Here is a 17978-nt window from a genome sequence, read left to right as displayed (position 1 = left end):
CGGCGACATCGCGCGCAGCGAACGAGGCGAAGCGCCTAGCCCTTGGCCGCGACCTTGTCCTGGGTCTTCAGGTCGAAGTCGCTGGCATCGTGGCGCTCATGGAGCTGGGCCGCGGGATCGCCCTGCAGGCGATTGACGATGCGGCCGCGGCGAACCGCCGGACGCGCGCCGATTTCGTCGGCCCAGCGCTGGACGTTCTTATATTCGTGCACCGACAGGAACTCGCCCGCGCCGTAGAGCAGGCCCTTGGCCAGCCCGCCGTACCACGGCCACACCGCGATGTCGGCGATCGTGTAGTCGTCGCCGCCGAGGAACTTGGCTTCGGCCAGGCGCCGGTCGAGCACATCGAGCTGGCGCTTGGTCTCCATGGCGAAGCGGTCGATCGCATATTCGATCTTGGTCGGCGCATAGGCATAGAAGTGACCGAAGCCGCCGCCCAGATAGGGCGCGCTGCCCATCTGCCAGAACAGCCACGACAGGCACTCCGCCCGCTTGGCGCTGTCGGTCGGCACCAGGGCGCCGAACTTCTCGGCGAGATAGAGCAGGATCGCACCCGACTCGAACACCCGCACCGGCTTGGGGCCGCTGCGATCGACCAGGGCGGGAATCTTCGAGTTCGGGTTGGCGGCGACGAAGCCGCTGCCGAACTGGTCGCCCTCGCCGATCTTGATCAGCCAGGCGTCGTACTCGGCGCCCTTGTGGCCGAGCGCCAACAGCTCCTCGAGCATGATGGTGACCTTCTGGCCGTTCGGCGTGCCCAGCGAATAGAGCTGCAGCGGATGCTTGCCGACGGGAAGCTCCTTCTCGCTGGTCGGCCCGGCGATCGGCCGGTTGATGTTGGCGAACCGGCCGCCGCTCGCCTTGTTCCAGGTCCAGACCTTGGGCGGCGTGTAGTCGGATGCGTTGCTCATGCTTCTTCTATCCTCTGATGGGGCTTCATCGATGAGGCATACTATCCGGCCCGCGCGGTTCCCGCTCGCCCCGGCTGGAGGAATCGGCGACGGATTCCTCATCGGCGGCCGCACGAATTCTCGTGCGACCCGCCCGCAGCCCGACTTCCTCAGTCGGACTCGCCCATGAGGTCCGCCAGCTCATAGAGCGGCCGGATCTCGATCTCGCTGGGTCCGGGCATCGGGTTGGGGCAGCGCTTCACCCAGGCCACCGCCTCGTCCATGTCCTTGACGTCCCACAGCCAGAAGCCCGCGATCTGCTCCCCAGCCGGCGCGAACGGCCCCTGCCTCACCGTGCGGCCGGCGCCCTCGAAGGCCACCCGCCGGCCCTCGGACGTAGGCTTCAGCCCATCGCCGTCGCGCAGGATGCCGGCCTTCTGAAGCTCCTCGTTGAACTTCCCCATGGCCTCCATCAGCGCCATGGTATCCGGAGAACGGACGAATCCCTTCTCGCTGTCCGCGGTCGCCTTCACGATCACCATCACACGCATGTCTGTCTCCTTGTTGGAGCCGACTTCATCGGCCTTGTGATGGAACGACGAACGAGACTCGCCGGAGCCGACACGTCCCCGGAATTTTTATGCCTCCCCGAAGCCCGCCAGGAGCAGCACTTCGCGGAGTTCCGCGTCCGGTGCGTGCGAAAGCCCGTAAAGCTCGGCGTAGGGATTGCCACGCAACCCCAGCGCCGCCGCGAAAGCCGGCTCGGTCTTGGCGCCACCCTACCGCAAGACCACGACCCGCTCGCGAAGCGCATCGCCGCCCAGTGCCAGCAGCCGCCCTTCGACAAGGAAGTGCCGCCAGCCTTCCTGCCGATCGACCTCTACAGGGCTGGCAAATACTTCCACCGGTCAGCCGTCGATGGCGAAAGTCGCGACGAGCGGCCGGCCTGCCGCTGTCCATCGCCATAGGTTGAGGGCGCAAAGTCGCTCGCGCCTTCGCCACAGGTGCTCTGCCACGTCATCGGGCTCCGGCGCGTGACAGAGGATGTCGATGTCGCTGCCGGCAATCGAAACCCCGAGCGGCAGGGTGCCGGCGATTCTTGGATCGAAGCCGGCCAGGAGATCCAGCACGCCGCTGGCGGTCAGCGCCTCCCGCCAGCCCGGCATCAGCCCGGATGCAGGCCCGGCGCTTCCTGGCCGGTGCTGGCGACGTACTCCGTGTAGCCGCCGCCATACTGATGCACGCCTTCCGGCGTCAGTTCGAGGACGCGGTTGGAGAGCGCGGCGAGGAAGTGGCGGTCGTGGGAGACGAACAGCATCGTGCCCTCGAACTGCGCGAGCGCTGCGACCAGCATCTCCTTGGTCGCCATGTCGAGATGGTTGGTGGGCTCGTCGAGCACCAGGAAGTTCGGCGGATCGAACAGCATCTTGGCCATGACCAGGCGCGCCTTCTCGCCGCCGGACAGGACGCGGCAGGGCTTCTCGACATCGTCGCCGGAGAAGCCGAAGCAGCCGGCCAGCGATTTCAGCGCACCGGTGCCCGCCTGCGGGAACGAATGGTCCAGCGATTCGAAGACCGTGTCGTCGCCGTCCAGCAGGTCCATCGAGTGCTGGGCGAAGTAGCCCATCTTGACGCTGGCGCCGACGGTCACGCTGCCGTCGTCGGGCTCGGTCGCGCCGGCCACCAGCTTCAGCAAGGTCGACTTGCCGGCACCATTGGCGCCCAGCACGCACCAGCGCTCCTGGCGGCGCAGCCTGAGGTCGAGCCCCTGGTAGATCGGCTGCGTGCCGTAGCCCTTGTGGACGCCGCGGAAGCTCACCACGTCCTCGCCCGAGCGCGGTGGCGCGCGGAACTCGAACCTCACCGACTGGCGGCGCCGCGGCGGCTCGACCTTCTCGATCTTGTCGAGCTTCTTCACCCGGCTCTGCACCTGGGCGGCGTGCGACGCGCGCGCCTTGAAGCGCTCGATGAACTTCATCTCCTTGGCCAGCATCGCCTGCTGGCGCTCGAACTGCGCCTGCCGCTGCTTCTCGCCCAGTGCGCGCTGAACCTCGTAGAAGTCGAAGTTGCCCGAATAGGTGATGAGCGTGCCGCCGTCGATCTCGATGATCTTGCCGACGATGCGGTTCATGAACTCGCGGTCGTGGCTCGTCATCAGCAGCGCGCCATCGTATTTCTTGAGGAAGTCCTCCAGCCAGATCAGGCTTTCGAGATCGAGATGGTTGGAGGGCTCGTCGAGCAACATGCCGTCGGGTCGCATCAGCAGGATGCGGGCCAGCGCCACCCTCATCTTCCAGCCGCCGGACAGCAGACCGACATCGCCGTCCATGCGCTCCTGGCTGAACGAAAGCCCCGCCAGCACCTCGCGCGCGCGGGCGTCGAGCGCGTAGCCGTCCAGCTCCTCGAAGCGGCCCTGCACCTCGCCATAGCGCTCGACCAGCGCATCCATGTTGTCGGCCTGCTCGGGATCGGCCATCGCTGCCTCGAGCTGGGCGATCTCGACCGCCAGCGCACTCACCGGCCCGACGCCGTCCATGACCGCCGCGACGGCGCTCATGCCCGACATCTCGCCGACATCCTGACTGAAATAGCCGATGGTCATGCCGGCATCGATCGTCACCTGGCCGTCATCGGGCTGTTCCTGGCCGGAGATCATCCGGAACAGCGTGGTCTTGCCGGCGCCGTTGGGTCCGACCAGCCCTGCCTTCTCCCCCTTCTGGAGGCCCATCGACGCATCGATGAACAGGATCTGGTGGCCGTTCTGCTTGCTGATGTTGTCGAGACGAATCATGGGGCACGTGCTGGCGGGAAAGCAGCCGCAATGCAAGCCGCAGGCCGATCGCGCTCTTGCGGCCGATTGTCCTCCGGAGGCCTGGAAAAGGCAGGAAAACGCCCAACCGGGCGCTGTTTCGATGCCCCCACGCCGATCATTGCCTTTACCGCTCCGGTGGTGCAACAAGACGGGCCAATTTCAGCATCAGATCAACCCAGCCGAACCCTAAAGCGGCGCACGGAGGTGCAACTATGTCGGATCTCGAAATCGTCTGGACGAAGGTCGATGAGGCCCCCGGTCTCGCGACCTATTCCCTGCTCCCGATCGTCGAGGCGTTCGTCGCGACCGCCGGCGTGAAGATGAAGCTGAAGGACATTTCGCTGACCGGCCGCATCATCGCCAACTTCCCCGACAAGCTGAAGCCCGAGCAGAAGATCGGCGACGAGCTGGCCGAACTCGGCAAGCTGGCGATGAAGCCGGAAGCCAACATCATCAAGCTGCCCAACATCTCCGCCTCGATCCCGCAGCTCAAGGCCGCGATCAAGGAGCTGCAGTCCAAGGGCTACGACATCCCCAACTATCCCGACAGCGACGCCACGCCGGCCGACAAGGAAATCCGCGCCCGCTACGGCAAGGTGCTGGGCAGCGCCGTGAACCCGGTCCTGCGCGAGGGCAATTCCGACCGCCGCGCCGCCGGCGCCGTGAAGCAGTATGCGCGCAAGCATCCGCACAAGATGGGCGCCTGGAGCAAGGATTCGAAGACCCGCGTAGCGACCATGTCGGGCGGCGACTTCTACGGCTCGGAGGTCGCGACCACCGTCGCGGCGCCGACCAATGCCCGCATCGAGCTGGCCGCCGCCGACGGCGCGGTCACAGTGCTGAAGCCGAAGATTCCGCTGAAGGCCGGCGAGATCATCGACTGCTCGGTGATGAGCGCCAAGGCGCTGAACGCCTTCTACGCCTCGGCGATCGAGATGGCGAAGAAGGACGGCGTCCTGTTCTCGCTGCACCTCAAGACGACCATGATGAAGATCTCCGATCCCATCCTGTTCGGCCACTGCGTGTCGGTGTTCTTCGCCGACGTCTTCGCCAAGCACGGCGCGACGTTCAAGAAGCTCGGCATCGATCCCGACAACGGCCTGGGCGACCTGCTCGCCCGCATCGAGAGCCTGCCGGAGGCCGAGAAGGCCGCGATCAAGGCCGACATCCAGGCCGAGTACGCGAAGCGCCCCGGCCTCGCGATGGTGAATTCCGACAAGGGCATCACCAATCTCCACGTGCCCAGCGACGTGATCATCGACGCCTCGATGCCGGCGATGATCCGCGAATCGGGCAAGATGTGGGGCGCCGACGGCAAGCTGCACGACGTCATCGCCGCCATTCCCGACCGCTGCTACTCGACGCTCTTCCAGGCCACGATCGAGGACTGCAAGGCGCACGGCGCCTTCGATCCCAAGACCATGGGCTCGGTGCCGAACGTCGGCCTGATGGCCCAGCAGGCCGAGGAATACGGCAGCCACGACAAGACCTTCGAACTCGCCGCGGCCGGCACCGTCCGCGTCGTGGCCGAGGACGGCAAGGTCCTGATGGAGCAGAAGGTGGAGGCCGGCGACGTCTTCCGCATGTGCCAGGTCAAGGACGAGCCGATCCAGGACTGGGTCAAGCTCGGCGTGCGCCGCGCGCGGCTCACCAACACCCCGGCGGTGTTCTGGCTCGACGCCAAACGCGCCCACGACGCGCAGCTGATCGCCAAGGTCGAAAAGTACCTCAAGAACGAGGACACCAAGGGTCTCGACATCCGCATCATGGCGCCGGTCGAGGCCATCAAATTCTCGCTCGAGCGCATCCGCAAGGGCCAGGACACGATCTCGGTCACCGGCAACGTGCTGCGCGACTACCTGACCGACCTGTTCCCGATCATGGAGCTGGGCACCTCGGCCAAGATGCTGTCGATCGTCCCGCTGCTGCAGGGCGGCGGCCTGTTCGAGACCGGCGCCGGCGGCTCGGCGCCCAAGCATGTCGAGCAGTTCCAGCAGGAAGGCTACCTGCGCTGGGATTCGCTGGGCGAGTTCCTGGCGCTGGGCGCGTCGCTGGAGCATCTGGCGCAGACCACCGGCAACGAGGACGTGAAGGTGCTGGCCGAGACGCTCGACGAGGCCAACGCCAAGATCCTCGAGGACAACCGCTCGCCTGCCCGCAAGGTCGGCGAGCTGGACAATCGCGGCAGCCATTTCTACCTGGCCAAGTACTGGGCCGAGGCGCTGGCCCGCCGCGACAACAGCACGTCCCTCTCCGCCCGCTTCAAGCCGCTGGCGAAGCTGCTGGAGGAGAACGAGGCCAAGATCGACGCCGAGCTGATCGCGGCGCAGGGCAAGCCGGTGGACACCGGCGGCTACTACCTGCCCGACCAGAAGAAGACCTCGGCCGGCATGCGCCCGAGCAAGACCCTGAACGACGCACTCGCCTCGCTCTAGGCGACGCAACGACTGACGACAAAGAAGCCGCCCCGGGCAACCGGGGCGGCTTTTTCGTGGCCGAGCAGCGAGAAACAACAATGACCTCATGACGAGGAGGCCGACCGGAAATCAACTGAATTGATTCAAATACTTACCTCATCCTGAGGAGCGCCGCGGAGCGGCGCGTCTCGAAGGATGGGCAAAGGTCGAGCTGGCTGAAACCATGGACAACGAAGACGGAGCGCACGTCTACATACTTCGCTGTTCAGACGGCAGCTACTATGTCGGCTCGGCGCGTCGTGGCCTGGAGCGGCGTCTTTCGGAGCACAACAACGGCACTTACGAAGGCTATACCGCCAAACGTCTTCCCGTGGTCATCGTTTGGTCGGAGCATTTTCTGAACATCACGGATGCAATCGCGGTCGAACGGCAAATCAAGGGCTGGTCGCGCGCCAAGAAGGAAGCCCTGATCAGAGGCGACTTCGGGGCCCTTCGGGCACATGCAAAACGAGGTGGCAAGTAACGGGGCGCGCACCTTGCCTGTTGCCCATCCTTCGAGACGCGCCGCTCCGTGGCGCTCCTCAGGATGAGGTAAATGCTTGAATCGTTGTAATTCATTCCCGGGTGGTTTGGGTCCGACCCTTGCGCCGCAGATCGCCCTTGCAGCGTTCCGAGCAGGTCTTCACCTGGTCCCAGTCCCGCGCCCACTTCTTGCGCCAGGCGAAGGGACGGCCGCAGGCGGCGCAGATCTTCTCGGGAAGGGTCGACTTGGTGTAGCGCTTCGCCATCACAGCCCCGCCAGGAACGAAGCCGCGCTGTCCGCGATCCGCGCCCGCTCCGCATCGGCGAACTTGTCGTAGGTGCGGACCATCTGCGCCATGCGGGGATTGCGCCCGATCCGCTCGCGGTGCCGCGCGATGAAATCCCAATAGAGGGCGTTGAAGGGACAGGCGCGCGGTCCCGTCCGCTGCTTCACCTCGTAGGCGCAGCCCCCGCAATAGTCCGACATGCGATCGATATAGGCGCCGCTCGCGGCATAGGGCTTGGACGCGAGCAGGCCGCCATCGGCGAACTGGCTCATGCCCACCGTGTTGGGCAGCTCGACCCATTCGTAGGCGTCGGCATAGACCGCGAGATACCATTCGTGCAGCTCGTGCGGATCGATCCCCGCCAGCAGCGCGAAGTTGCCGGTGATCATCAGCCGCTGGATATGGTGCGCGTAGGCCTGCTCGCGCGTCTGCGTCACCGCCGCCCGCACGCAGGCCATATCCGTCTCGCCCGTCCAGTAGAAGCCGGGCAGCTTCCGCGTATGGCCGAGGAAGTTGCTGCGCTCGTAGCCCGGCATCTTCAGCCAGTAGATCCCGCGGACATATTCGCGCCAGCCGATGATCTGGCGGATGAACCCTTCGGCCGCGTTCAGCGGCACCCGGCCGGCGCGCCACGCCGCCTCGACCTGCCGGCAGACCAGCAACGGATCGAGCAGGCCGCAGTTCAGGTAGGGCGCGATGACGGCGTGATAGAGGAACGGCTCGCCCGCCAGCATGGCGTCCTGGTAGTCGCCGAACTTCGGCAGCGCCGTCTCCACGAAGGCCGCGAACGCCGCCTCCGCGTCGGCCCGCGTGACGGCGAACCAGAACGGCTCCAGATCGCCGAAATGGTCACCGAAGCGCGCCTCGACCAGCGCCAGCACCTCGCGCGTGATCGCATCGGGCGCCACCCCGCGCGGCCGCGGCATGAACAGGTCGGCCCTGGCGGGCTTGCGGTTCTCCGCATCGAAGTTCCAGCGCCCGCCGGCCGGCTGATCGCCCTCCATCAGCAGCCCGGTGCGGCGGCGCATGTCGCGATAGAAATACTCCATGCGCAGCTGCTTGCGGCCTGCGCCCCAGGCGGCGAACGACGCGGGCGAACACAGGAAACGCTCGTCCGGCAGGATGTCCACCGGCAGCGAAAAGCGCGCCGCCCAGGACTCCTGCATCCGCCGCACCCGCCACTCGCCCGCTTCCGTGACCACAACCCGCTCCGGCCGGTGCTGCGCGATCGCCGCGTCGAGTTGCCCGGTGAACGACCCGCGATTGTCCGGATCGTCCAGGGTCACATAATCGACCGTCCAGCCCAGCCCGCGCAGCTCCGCCGCGAAATGGCGCATGGCCGAGAACAGGAAGGCGATCTTCTTCCTGTGATGCCGCACATAGCCCGCCTCGTCCCACAGTTCCGCCATGAGCACGCGGTCGCGCGCCGGATCGGCCCCAGCGAGGCTGGTGAGGGTCGGCGTGAGCTGGTCGCCGAGGACGAGGATGAGGCTGCGGATGGCGGGCATTGAGGAACTTTAGGCAGATACGGCCGTTGGCCCTGCCCGGTTCACTGATGGGTCGTCGTGAGGCCTCAAGGCGTCGTCAGCCCTGCCTTGAACAGGCCTTCGACATCGCCCAACTAACAGGTCACCCGGACGGCCCGCCGGCGCATTGGCAAAGAGGAAATCTCGAAAATGGCAGTGACGGGCCCGCTGGGCTGTTCTCCCCGGTCGCTTCGACGTGCGGTGCGGCCATGAGCGGCGGTCTCGTGGCGCTGCTCGACGACATCGCGTCCCTGGCGAAGATGGCCGCCGCCTCGATCGACGACATCGCCGGACAGTCGGCAAAGGCCGGCGTCAAGGCGGCCGGCGTGGTCATCGACGACACGGCCGTCACCCCACGCTACGTCACCGATTTCAGCCCGGCGCGCGAACTGCCGATCATCGGCCGGATCGCGCTCGGCTCGCTGCGCAACAAGCTCCTGATCCTCCTCCCCGCGGCCCTGGCCCTGAGCCTCCTGCTGCCCGGGGCGATCACGCCGCTTCTGATGATCGGCGGGGCGTACCTCTGCTACGAAGGCGCGGAGAAGCTCTACGAAGTCGTTTTCCCGCACGAGGCGCAGGCTCACGAGGCGACGATCGAGCCGGTCGCCCTCGATGCGCGGACCGTCGAGGATCAGAAGATCGCGAGCGCCATCAAGACCGACTTCATCCTCTCGGCCGAGATCATGGCGATCACGCTGGCCGCCCTGCCGGCGGACAGCTGGCTCAAACAGGCGATGATCCTCGCCGTCGTGGCCGTCGGCATCACGGCGGCGGTCTACGGCGCCGTGGCCCTGATCGTCAAAGCGGACGATTTCGGCCTGGCGCTGGCCCGGCTGTCGCCGGCCTCGGCGCTTGCCGCGCCGTTGCGCGTCACCGGCCGCGCGATCGTGCGGGCCATGCCGCATCTCCTGAAGGCGCTCGCGGCGATCGGCACGGCGGCGATGATCTGGGTCGGCGGCGGCATCATCCTGCACGGCCTCGACGCCTATGGCCTGGGCGGACCGACGCATCTGCTGCACGACGCCGGCACCGCCGTCGCGCGCGCCGTTCCCGTGGCCAAGCCGGTCGTCGCCTGGGCGGTGGAAGCCGCCGGCTTCGGCGTGGCCGGACTCGTCATCGGGCTGCTGGCGATCCCCTTGACCAGCCGCGTGCTGTCGCCGCTCTGGCGCCGGGTCAAACCGCTGGGCCGTCGGGTCCTGTCGCGAGGCCGGGCCTGACGGCGGCAAGCGATTCCCGTCGAGGCAAAATCCTTCCCAGGTGCTGAGCTGGTCGCCGAGGACGAGGATGAGGTTGCGGATGGAGACAAGCGGGTGCTGCGGGCTGATACGGCGGAAGGCCCTACCCGGTTCACACCGGAAAGGCGCCATCGACCTGGGTTATGCGTCCGAACGCGAGATCGTCGGGCTTGGACTCTTCCGCGTGTCGGACAATCCCTTCCGTGTGATGAGTAGCCGTTAGCGCTCGACGAGGCGTCCATGTGCTCGGCCTCCGCCCTCAGCCACACGACGGCCAGCGCGCTCACCGGCCCGCCGCCGTCCATCACCGCAGCGACCGCGCTCATGCCCGATATCTCGCCGACGTCCCGGCTGAAATAGCCAATGGTCATGCCGGGATCGATCGTTACTTGGCCGTCGTCGGCGTTCCTAGCCCGAAATCATGCGGAACAGCGTCGTCTTGCCGGCGCCATTGGACCCCGACCAGCCCCGCCTTCTCCCCCTCTGGAGCCCCATCGACGCGTCGATGAACAGGATCTGATGGCTATTCTGCCTGCTGATGTTATCGAGACGAATCATGGGGCGTTGCTGGTGGGAAAGAGGCGGCAAAGCAAGCCAAGGCCGTGTTACAGTATTGCGGCCGACTGTCCCCTCTACTCCTACTCGATCGCGCCGGCGGCTTAGTGCCTTCCGCGACCGATTGATCACCGCACCCGTTACATGGACGGTGGGAGACACCGTCTCGGTCCGAGCATTTCGACGTAGGTCCAGGAACTGAGCAGGAAGGTTAGAAGCGTCCGCAGGCTTCGGCACGTCGAAGAACATACAAACATGGCAAACTTCCCAGAACATATGGCGAAAACTGTGGATTTGGCTAAGCTTGGCAAAGGGTTTTAGGGCAGCAGGATCGATGGCGCGCGCCGAGTTAATGAAGAAGCTGTTCGCAAGCCGAGGGCGGGACGAAGAGTTCCGCACGGTGGCTGAGCAGATCATCAATGAGGAAGAGAGGAAGAACAATCGAGTATTGGCTCGATCGCTTCGCCGTTCGCTCGACGAGGGCCCCTCTCAGCCAGCGCGGCCGAAAGCGTTGGCGCCGCTCATTCCATTTCCTGAAGCAGCCGCCGATTTCATTGAGCGCATTGAGCCCACGCGTAACCGACAAGACATCATTCTCTCTCGCGAGAATGTCCGCATCTTTCTGGGCCTTCTCCGCGAGTTTCAAAGCGGCGACAGTATCCGCCGACGCGGCCTGCCAGTCCGATCGAAGCTCCTGTTCTGCGGTCCTCCGGGCTGTGGAAAGACGTTGTGCGCGGAACTCTTCGCGAGCGAACTCGGTTTGCCGCTCTTCATCGTGAAGCTTGATCGGATCATCTCCTCGTATCTGGGCGAGACAGCAACCAATATCCGCAAGCTGTTCGAATTCGCTCGCACCCAACCCTGTGTGCTCTTTTTCGACGAGTTCGATGCTCTGGCACGAGCCCGCGGTGAAGACGGTGAGCACAACGAACTGCGCCGTGTGGTGAACAGCTTGCTGATCTTTATCGATCGCGTTCATCCTAAGGGCTTCGTCGTTGCCGCCACAAACCTCGATCAGGCGCTTGATCCAGCTATCTGGCGGCGCTTCGACGAGGTTGTGTGGTTCGACCGACCTGATCGGCCCATGATCACACGCTTCCTACGGATGCGCTTCAAGAATGTGTTGCTGGAATTCGATCCGCATACGCATCTCTCTGCGTTGGATGGTTATGCCTATGCAGAGCTGGAACGGCTATGTTTGCAAGCAATCAAGACATCGATCATCGACAAGAGAAAGTCGGTCACGGAGAGGGACTTTGTGGCGGCAATTGCAGATGAACGCCGCCGCAAACGGCGGACATCGCGCATAGACACCATTTAGTTCCCTACTGACTATGCCACGATACGACCACTTACAGCTTGTCCGCTTACCAGAGCGTCTGCCTCGTCGAAAGACAGGTGGCGGTGGGCCACCGCCAAATCGTATTCCCGACAGACACAGTCAGCGCCTAAGCCAGGAGCTGGATCAGGCAGTGGCGATCCAACAGCGCCGACGACGCGCCGATACCGTCGACCCGGCGCTAATCCTGCGAGTTCAGATGAGTGGGCCGCTGCTCGAAGAGGAATGGAATAAAGTCGGTCTTACGCTCTTGTCGAGTGATGAGGATCGCACGCTCGTGTTGTTCTCCTCTTCCGATGAGTTGGCAGAATTTCGCCGTAAGCTTACTGCCTTCGGTGACGGTGCGCCTCCGGGTCAAATCAATCCCTCCTTTGCCGGCTTCATCGCGAACATCGAATCGATAGGGGAAGTGGCGCCACGCGACCGGATCGGCGTGCGAGCTCGCGAGGCCGGATTGGTGGACGTCGAGGATTTCCAACCCGGCACCGCCTATGTCATTGATATTGAGCTGTGGGACATCGGACGGCGAGAGCTGCGCGAGCGCAAGGTGGACGATATAGTCCGGTATGCAGAGGCGCGAGGGGCCCAGGAGCTCGACCGCCATGTCGGACCGAATCTTACCTTAGTCAGATTGCGTTGCGATGGCGCCGTCGCACGAACCCTTTTGACAATTGAAGAGGTCGCTGATCTCGATTTTCCCGCCGAGCCTGATGTCACCAGCGCGGAGCGTATCGATCTGACATTAGATGACCTGCCCGATCTGGAGCCGTTGGACGACGAGGCCCCGCTCATCGGCATTATCGACAGCGGAATCAACGATCATCCACTGATTGAGGACATCATTGTCGGCTCGATCGCCATTCCCGACACACTTGGGACAGCCGACGACCATGGCCACGGCACTTTTGTCGGAGGTATCGCTACTTTTGGTGACCTCCGCGCGCAGTTGGCTGCCCGCACGCTCAACCGACATGCTCGGCTATGCTCCGCTAAGATCATCGACAGTACTGGCAATTTCCCAACCAATAGACTGACGCCGCGTCTCATGCGGGAGGCGGTCACCCGACTGAACGCCGAGTTTGGCTGCCGCATCTTCGTCATCGCATTGGGCGACCGCACCAAGGTGGTGGAGAACGGAAAAGTTGGCCCTTGGGCACAGACGCTTGACGAACTAGTGCGCGAACTGGATGTGGTCATCATCGTCGCTGCGGGCAATCGGCAGCCACGGCATGGGCTACACGTCGAAAAAGCAGTGACCGAATACCCTGCCTATCTAATGGAGAGCGCCAACCGGCTATGCGAACCTGCCGGGGGCTTGAACATCATTACCGTCGGCGCAATAGCGCATGGCACCGGTCTGAACGCGCGAGCCCAGGACAATGTCGGCGTTCGCGCGATTACCGAAGCCTTCGAGCCTTCTCCCTTTTCCCGCGCAGGCCCCGGTGCACAGGGCGCCATCAAACCCGACTTCACGGATATCGGCGGCACGCTCATCTATGATGGGCCGAACGCGGCACTCCAAGGCGGTGAAGTACACCGAGAGGCGGGGGTGATATCACTTCACTACAGGCCGATCGACCGGCTATTCGCTGCGCGATCTGGCACGTCGCATGCAGCGCCCTTGGTAGCCTTCAAAGCAAGCCAGATCCTGGCACAGTTCCCCGATGCGTCGGCCAATCTTGTCCGTGCACTCCTCGCTGGGAGCGCCACCATACCCGAAGAGGCTAGCCATCGGCTGGCGCCGTTGGGAGCGACTGCAGAGTTTGCACTGTGCGGTCACGGGCAGGTGGATTCCGAACGAGCCTCATTCTCCGATGATGCACGGGTAGTCCTCTACGCCGAGGACGAATTGGCTATCGACCATTTCGCCATTTACCAGATCCCGATTCCTGAGGCCTTTCAGACGGTGCGTGGACGGCGCACGATCCGGGTGAGCCTCGCTTATGATCCCCCGGTCCGTCACAGCCGGCTCGACTACAGTGGCCTCTCAATGGACTTCCGACTTATCCGCGGCTGTAACTCCGATCTAGTATTCGAGCATTATCGCCAGCGCACCCAAGCCGAAGGCCCGGTTCCCGACATGGAGAACCGATTCAATTGCAAGCTGACCCCTGGCCCCACACTTCGAGAGAAGTCGAGCCTGCAAACAGCGAGCGTCACGTTCTCGCGCGACATTAGTGCATATGGCGACAGCTATTTCCTCGTCGTCAGATGCGCAGGTGGATGGGCTGGAGACACTGGCCAACAAGGGTTCGCGGTAACCATCGAAATCTCGCACGAAGCAGAGATCGCGCTTTACGAGCGTCTACGCCAGCGTATCAGGGTACGCCTATAACTAGGGTTCAAGCTAACGCCGTCTGATTGTGAGCAGTCGCGGGCAGGACTCTTAGTAGTCTAGCCGTCACTCCCACTCAATCGTCCCCGGTGGCTTTGACGTGATGTCGTACGTCACCCGATTCACGCCGCGGCATTCGTTGATGATGCGGTTGGCGACGCGGCCCAGGAAGGCGTGGTCGAAGGGGTAGTAGTCGGCGGTCATGCCGTCGGTCGAGGTGACGGCGCGCAGCGCACAGGCCTGGTCGTAGGTGCGGCCGTCGCCCATCACGCCGACGGTGCGGACCGGCAAGAGGACTGCAAAGGCCTGCCAGATCTCGTCGTAGAGGCCGGCCTTGCGGATCTCGTCGAGATAGACGGCGTCGACCTCGCGCAGCAGGTCGAGCTTCTCCTTCGTGATGTCGCCGGGGATGCGGATGGCGAGGCCGGGGCCGGGGAACGGATGGCGGTTCACCAGGTCGGCCGGCAGGCCCAGCTCGCGGCCGAGCGCCCTCACCTCGTCCTTGAAGAGCTCGCGCAACGGCTCGACCAGCTTCATGTTCATGCGCGCCGGGAGGCCGCCGACATTGTGGTGGCTCTTGATCGTCACCGACGGTCCGCCGGTGAAGGAGACCGATTCGATCACGTCGGGATAGAGCGTGCCCTGCGCCAGGAAGTTTGCGCCGCCGATCTTCTTCGCCTCGGCCTCGAACACGTCGATGAACAGCGCGCCGATCGTCTTGCGCTTCTTCTCCGGGTCGCTGACGCCCGCCAGCGCCTTCAGGAAGGTCTCCGAGGCGTCGGCGTGGACCAGCGGGATGTTGTAGTGGTCGCGGAACAGGCGGACGACCTGCTCGCCCTCGTCCTTGCGCAAGAGGCCGTGGTCGACGAACACGCACTGGAGCTGGTCGCCGATCGCCTCGTGCAGCAGCACGGCCACGACCGAGGAATCGACACCGCCGGAGAGGCCGCAGATCACGCGGCCCTTGCCGACCTGGGCGCGGACCTGGGCGATGGCGCGCTCGCGGAACGCGGCCATGGTCCAGTCGCCTTTGGCGCCGGCGATGTTCAGGGCGAAGTTGCGCAGGAGCTTGGCGCCGTCGGGCGTGTGCATCACCTCGGGGTGGAACTGCACGCCGTAATAGCCGCGGCTCTCGTCGGCGATGGCGGCGAAGGGCGCGTTCTCGCTGGTGGCGACGACCGAGAAGCCGGCCGGCAGCTTCGTCACCCTGTCGCCGTGGCTCATCCAGACCTGCTTGCGGTCGCCGGGCTGCCAGACGCCCTCGAACAGGCGGGTCGAGGCCTTGATCTCGACCTCGGCGCGGCCGAACTCGCGGTGATGGCCGCTCTCGACCGAGCCGCCCAGCTCCTTGGCCATGGTCTGCTCGCCGTAGCAGATGCCCAGCACCGGCACGTCGGCCTTGAAGATGGCGGGATGGGCGGCGGGCGACTGGCCCTCGGTCACCGAGGCCGGGCCGCCGGAGAGGATGATCCCCCGTGGATCGAACGCCTTGATCTTCGCGTCGTCGACGGACTGGAAGGGCAGGATTTCACAGTAAACCCCGGCTTCGCGCACGCGGCGGGCGATCAGCTGGGTAACCTGGGAACCGAAATCGACGATCAGCAAACGGTCGGTCATGGGGCGATATAAGCGTGCCCGGCCGGGGCGGCAACTGGGATCGTGCCTTTCCTCCCCCGCCTTACGGGCAGGGCTATCGCATGTGAAATATTCCGTCGTCTCGACCGGAGCGCGTAGCGCGGAGTGGAGAGACCTTTTTTCCACTTGAAGCCGTCAAACAGCGGAAAAGAGGTCGCTTCGCTCCGGTCGGGACGACGGCTAACTTGGCTCAGCCATCCCCCGCCAGTTTCCGCCGGATCAGCGGGGCCCCGAGGTCGCGCCAGGCGTAGGCGATCTCGTCGACGTCGGTGCCGCCCATCGTGTCGGTGCGCTCGCCCACCCGCTCCCCGCCCAGCCCCTCGTAGAAGAAGCGGGTCGGGTTGCGGGCCAGCATCCACAGGACCGCCGTGTCGCAGCGGTCGGCCTTGAGCTGGCGGAACAGCGCGTCGAGCAGGCGGCGCCCCAGCCCCTGGTTCTGGAAATCGGGCTCGACGTAGAGCGTGTAGACCTCGCCCACCCGGATCTCGCGGCCATCGAGCCCCTCGGGCAGCCCGTCCGGCGGGTCGCGCAGCGGGCCGCAGCTGCCGAAGCCCACGACGCCCATCTCCGCGTCGTCGGCCACGAAGACGCCGCGCGCCTCGGCGGGGTCCTGCAGGAGCTGCGACCACCAGGCCGACTGGCGCACGTCGGACATGGCTATAAGCATCGCGTCGGGCAGCAGGCCGGCGTAGGTCGCCTGCCAGGTCTCGACATGGACCCGGCCGATCGCCGCGGCGTCCTGGCGGGCGGCGCGACGGATGCGGATCATGCAGACGGCTCGCGCGGCCCCTCGGGCTTCTCGGGAGCGTCGGGAGCGGCCTCCGGGGACGAGTCCTGTACGTCCTCCGAGGCCGAGGCCGGCGCAGTCTCAGAGGCTGAGACCGGTGCGGCCTGCGGAGCCGCATTCGCTGCGGCCTCCGAGTCAGAGGTCGGTACTGCCTCCGAGACCGAGTCCGGTACGGCCTCCGCAGCCACGTCCGGTGTGGCCTCCGAAGCTTCGTTCTGTGCTGCTTCCTCCGTCGCCCCTTCGGCGCCGGCTTCGGGCGCGGGCCCGGTCGCCTGCACCGGCTTGGCCGCGGCCTTGCGCACCAGGGCGGCGGCGAAGAAGCCGTCGGTGCCGTGTTTCAGCGGCGACAGGCGCAGGTACGGGCCGCTCTCCAGCTCGGGCGGCGGCTCGCTCGTCAGCACGTCGCGCCACAGGGAGCCCACCGGCACGACCTCGAACGCGTCGTTGCGCTCGAGGAAGGCGGCGATCTGCTTCTCGTTCTCCGCCGGCAGCACCGAGCAGGTGGCGTAGATCAGGCCGCCGCCCGGCTTCACCAGCTTCGCGGCGGCGTCGAGGATGGCCGCCTGCTTCGGCACCAGCTCCGCGAGATCCTCGGGCCGCAGCGTCCAGCGGCCGTCGGGATTGCGCCGCCAGGTGCCCGTGCCGGTGCAGGGCGCGTCGACCAGCACGCGGTCGAAGGCGCCGGCCTGGCGCTTCAGCCATTTGCGGTTGTCAGCGTCAATGGCGCGGCGCTCGACATTGTGCGCGCCGGCGCGGCGCAGCCGCTGGGCCGAGCGGTCGAGGCGCGATTCGTAGACGTCCATGGCCACGACGCGGCCCTTGTTGTTCATGCGCGCGGCCATCGCCAGCGTCTTGCCGCCGGCGCCGGCGCAATAGTCGGCGATCTGCATGCCGGGCTGGGCGTCGACCAGAGCGGCCACGAGCTGCGAGCCTTCGTCCTGGATTTCGACCAGGCCGTTCTGGAACGCCTGCCCCTTCACGACCGACAGGCGCCGGCGCAGGCGCAGCCCGTCGGTGGCGTAGCGCATCGGCTCGGTGTCGATGCCCTCGCGGGCCAGCATCTCGCGGGCCTGCCCGACATCCGCCTTCAGGCGGTTGACCCTCAGGTCGACCGGCGGCGGCGTGTCCAGCGCGGCGATCTCGCGGCCCCAGCTCTCGCCATAGGCTTCGCGGAAATGCGGCGCGACCCATTCCTGGACGTTGAGGCGGACCCAGTCGGGCTGCTCGGGATGGGGCAGCGAATGGCCTTCCATCTGGCGCAGGGCGCGATACTCGGCCTCGTCCAGCGGCATCGGCCGGTAGCTGCCGCCGTCGAACAGGCTCTGCATCCCCGCCATGTCGAGCCCTTCGACCAGCATCAGGTCGGCGGCCACGATGGCGCGCGTGCCGCGGTGGGGATGGCGCGTGCGCTCCAGCCACCAGGCAAGCTGGCCGTAGCGGCGCAGGATGCTCCAGACGCGCTCGGACACGGACCGGCGATCGCCGCTGCCGATATAGCGGCGCGAACGGAAATAGGCATTGGCGACGAGATCGGCCGGCCGCTCGGTATGGCTGACGATTTCGTCGAGGAGTTCTATGGTGGCGGCCACCCGCGCGCCCGGTGTCACGTCTGTCTCCCTTGCAAAGCATGCCGCTACG

13 protein-coding genes and 2 pseudogenes are annotated in these 17978 nt (G+C 65.6%); 5 read left to right on the top strand and 10 right to left on the bottom strand.

Features of this window, described 5'->3' with window-relative positions; all coding sequences use genetic code 11:
- Positions 1-35: 35 nt before the first annotated feature.
- From yghU to KQ910_RS17170, 4 genes and pseudogenes are all read right to left on the bottom strand, one after another.
- A complete protein-coding gene (gene yghU, locus KQ910_RS17195) occupies positions 36-911 on the bottom strand; it encodes a glutathione-dependent disulfide-bond oxidoreductase (protein WP_216962854.1) in 876 nt (291 codons plus the stop codon).
- Positions 912-1060: 149 nt separating this feature from the next.
- Positions 1061-1441, bottom strand: a complete 381-nt coding sequence (locus KQ910_RS17190) for a YciI family protein (RefSeq protein ID WP_216962852.1) — start codon at positions 1439-1441, stop codon at positions 1061-1063.
- Between the two features lie 87 nt (positions 1442-1528).
- Positions 1529-2056: pseudogene (locus KQ910_RS26800) on the bottom strand (DUF4269 domain-containing protein).
- Complete coding sequence (locus KQ910_RS17170; protein ID WP_216962845.1) at positions 2056-3681, bottom strand: ABC-F family ATP-binding cassette domain-containing protein; 1626 nt, start codon at positions 3679-3681, stop codon at positions 2056-2058. The pseudogene KQ910_RS26800 and the gene KQ910_RS17170 overlap by 1 nt, the downstream one beginning before the upstream one ends.
- 233 nt (positions 3682-3914) lie before the next feature.
- On the opposite strand from KQ910_RS17170, the gene KQ910_RS17165 reads away from it, so the two are divergent.
- Both KQ910_RS17165 and KQ910_RS17160 read left to right on the top strand, forming a co-directional pair.
- On the top strand, positions 3915-6137 hold the full coding sequence (locus tag KQ910_RS17165; protein ID WP_216962844.1) for an NADP-dependent isocitrate dehydrogenase: 2223 nt from the start codon (positions 3915-3917) through the stop codon (positions 6135-6137).
- 205 nt (positions 6138-6342) lie between these two features.
- Positions 6343-6642, top strand: a complete 300-nt coding sequence (locus KQ910_RS17160; RefSeq protein ID WP_216962841.1) for a GIY-YIG nuclease family protein — start codon at positions 6343-6345, stop codon at positions 6640-6642.
- A 91-nt stretch (positions 6643-6733) separates the two neighbouring features.
- On the opposite strand, the gene KQ910_RS17155 is transcribed toward KQ910_RS17160, so the two are convergent.
- Together KQ910_RS17155 and KQ910_RS17150 are read right to left on the bottom strand one after the other, a co-directional pair.
- Positions 6734-6907, bottom strand: a complete 174-nt coding sequence (locus KQ910_RS17155) for a DUF2256 domain-containing protein (protein WP_216962839.1) — start codon at positions 6905-6907, stop codon at positions 6734-6736.
- Positions 6907-8436, bottom strand: coding sequence for a cryptochrome/photolyase family protein (locus KQ910_RS17150; RefSeq protein WP_229600435.1), 1530 nt, complete (start codon positions 8434-8436; stop codon positions 6907-6909). The genes KQ910_RS17155 and KQ910_RS17150 overlap by 1 nt, the downstream gene beginning before the upstream one ends.
- A 227-nt stretch (positions 8437-8663) precedes the next feature.
- Between KQ910_RS17150 and KQ910_RS17145 the strand changes: the two genes are divergently transcribed.
- Entirely contained in the window at positions 8664-9671 is a 1008-nt protein-coding gene (locus KQ910_RS17145; RefSeq protein WP_216962837.1) for a DUF808 domain-containing protein, read from the top strand.
- 254 nt (positions 9672-9925) lie between these two features.
- Here KQ910_RS17145 and KQ910_RS17140 read toward each other — a convergent pair.
- A pseudogene (locus tag KQ910_RS17140) lies at positions 9926-10247 on the bottom strand (ATP-binding cassette domain-containing protein); the annotation flags it as partial.
- 331 nt (positions 10248-10578) lie between these two features.
- Here KQ910_RS17140 and KQ910_RS17135 point away from each other — a divergent pair.
- Both KQ910_RS17135 and KQ910_RS17130 read left to right on the top strand, forming a co-directional pair.
- Entirely contained in the window at positions 10579-11565 is a 987-nt protein-coding gene (locus tag KQ910_RS17135) for an AAA family ATPase (RefSeq protein ID WP_216962835.1), read from the top strand.
- A gap of 13 nt (positions 11566-11578) precedes the next feature.
- The gene (locus tag KQ910_RS17130; protein WP_500808174.1) at positions 11579-13918 is read left to right on the top strand and encodes a S8 family peptidase; all 2340 of its coding nucleotides are present in this window, start codon (positions 11579-11581) and stop codon (positions 13916-13918) included.
- 66 nt (positions 13919-13984) lie between these two features.
- On the opposite strand, the gene guaA is transcribed toward KQ910_RS17130, so the two are convergent.
- The 3 genes from guaA to KQ910_RS17115 form a co-directional block, all read right to left on the bottom strand.
- A complete protein-coding gene (gene guaA, locus KQ910_RS17125; RefSeq protein ID WP_216962834.1) occupies positions 13985-15535 on the bottom strand; it encodes a glutamine-hydrolyzing GMP synthase in 1551 nt (516 codons plus the stop codon).
- 208 nt (positions 15536-15743) lie between these two features.
- Positions 15744-16322, bottom strand: coding sequence for a GNAT family N-acetyltransferase (locus tag KQ910_RS17120; RefSeq protein ID WP_216962832.1), 579 nt, complete (start codon positions 16320-16322; stop codon positions 15744-15746).
- Positions 16319-17947 carry an RsmB/NOP family class I SAM-dependent RNA methyltransferase gene (locus tag KQ910_RS17115; RefSeq protein ID WP_216962830.1) on the bottom strand — a complete coding sequence of 543 codons (1629 nt, stop codon included), beginning with the start codon at positions 17945-17947 and terminating at the stop codon, positions 16319-16321. The genes KQ910_RS17120 and KQ910_RS17115 overlap by 4 nt, the downstream gene beginning before the upstream one ends.
- Positions 17948-17978 lie beyond the last annotated feature (31 nt).

The organism is Reyranella humidisoli (assembly GCF_019039055.1).
Classification (GTDB): Bacteria; Pseudomonadota; Alphaproteobacteria; order Reyranellales; family Reyranellaceae; genus Reyranella; species Reyranella humidisoli.
The sequence above is the reverse complement of the archived record's forward strand: the minus strand, read 5'-3'. Positions and strand labels throughout refer to the sequence as shown.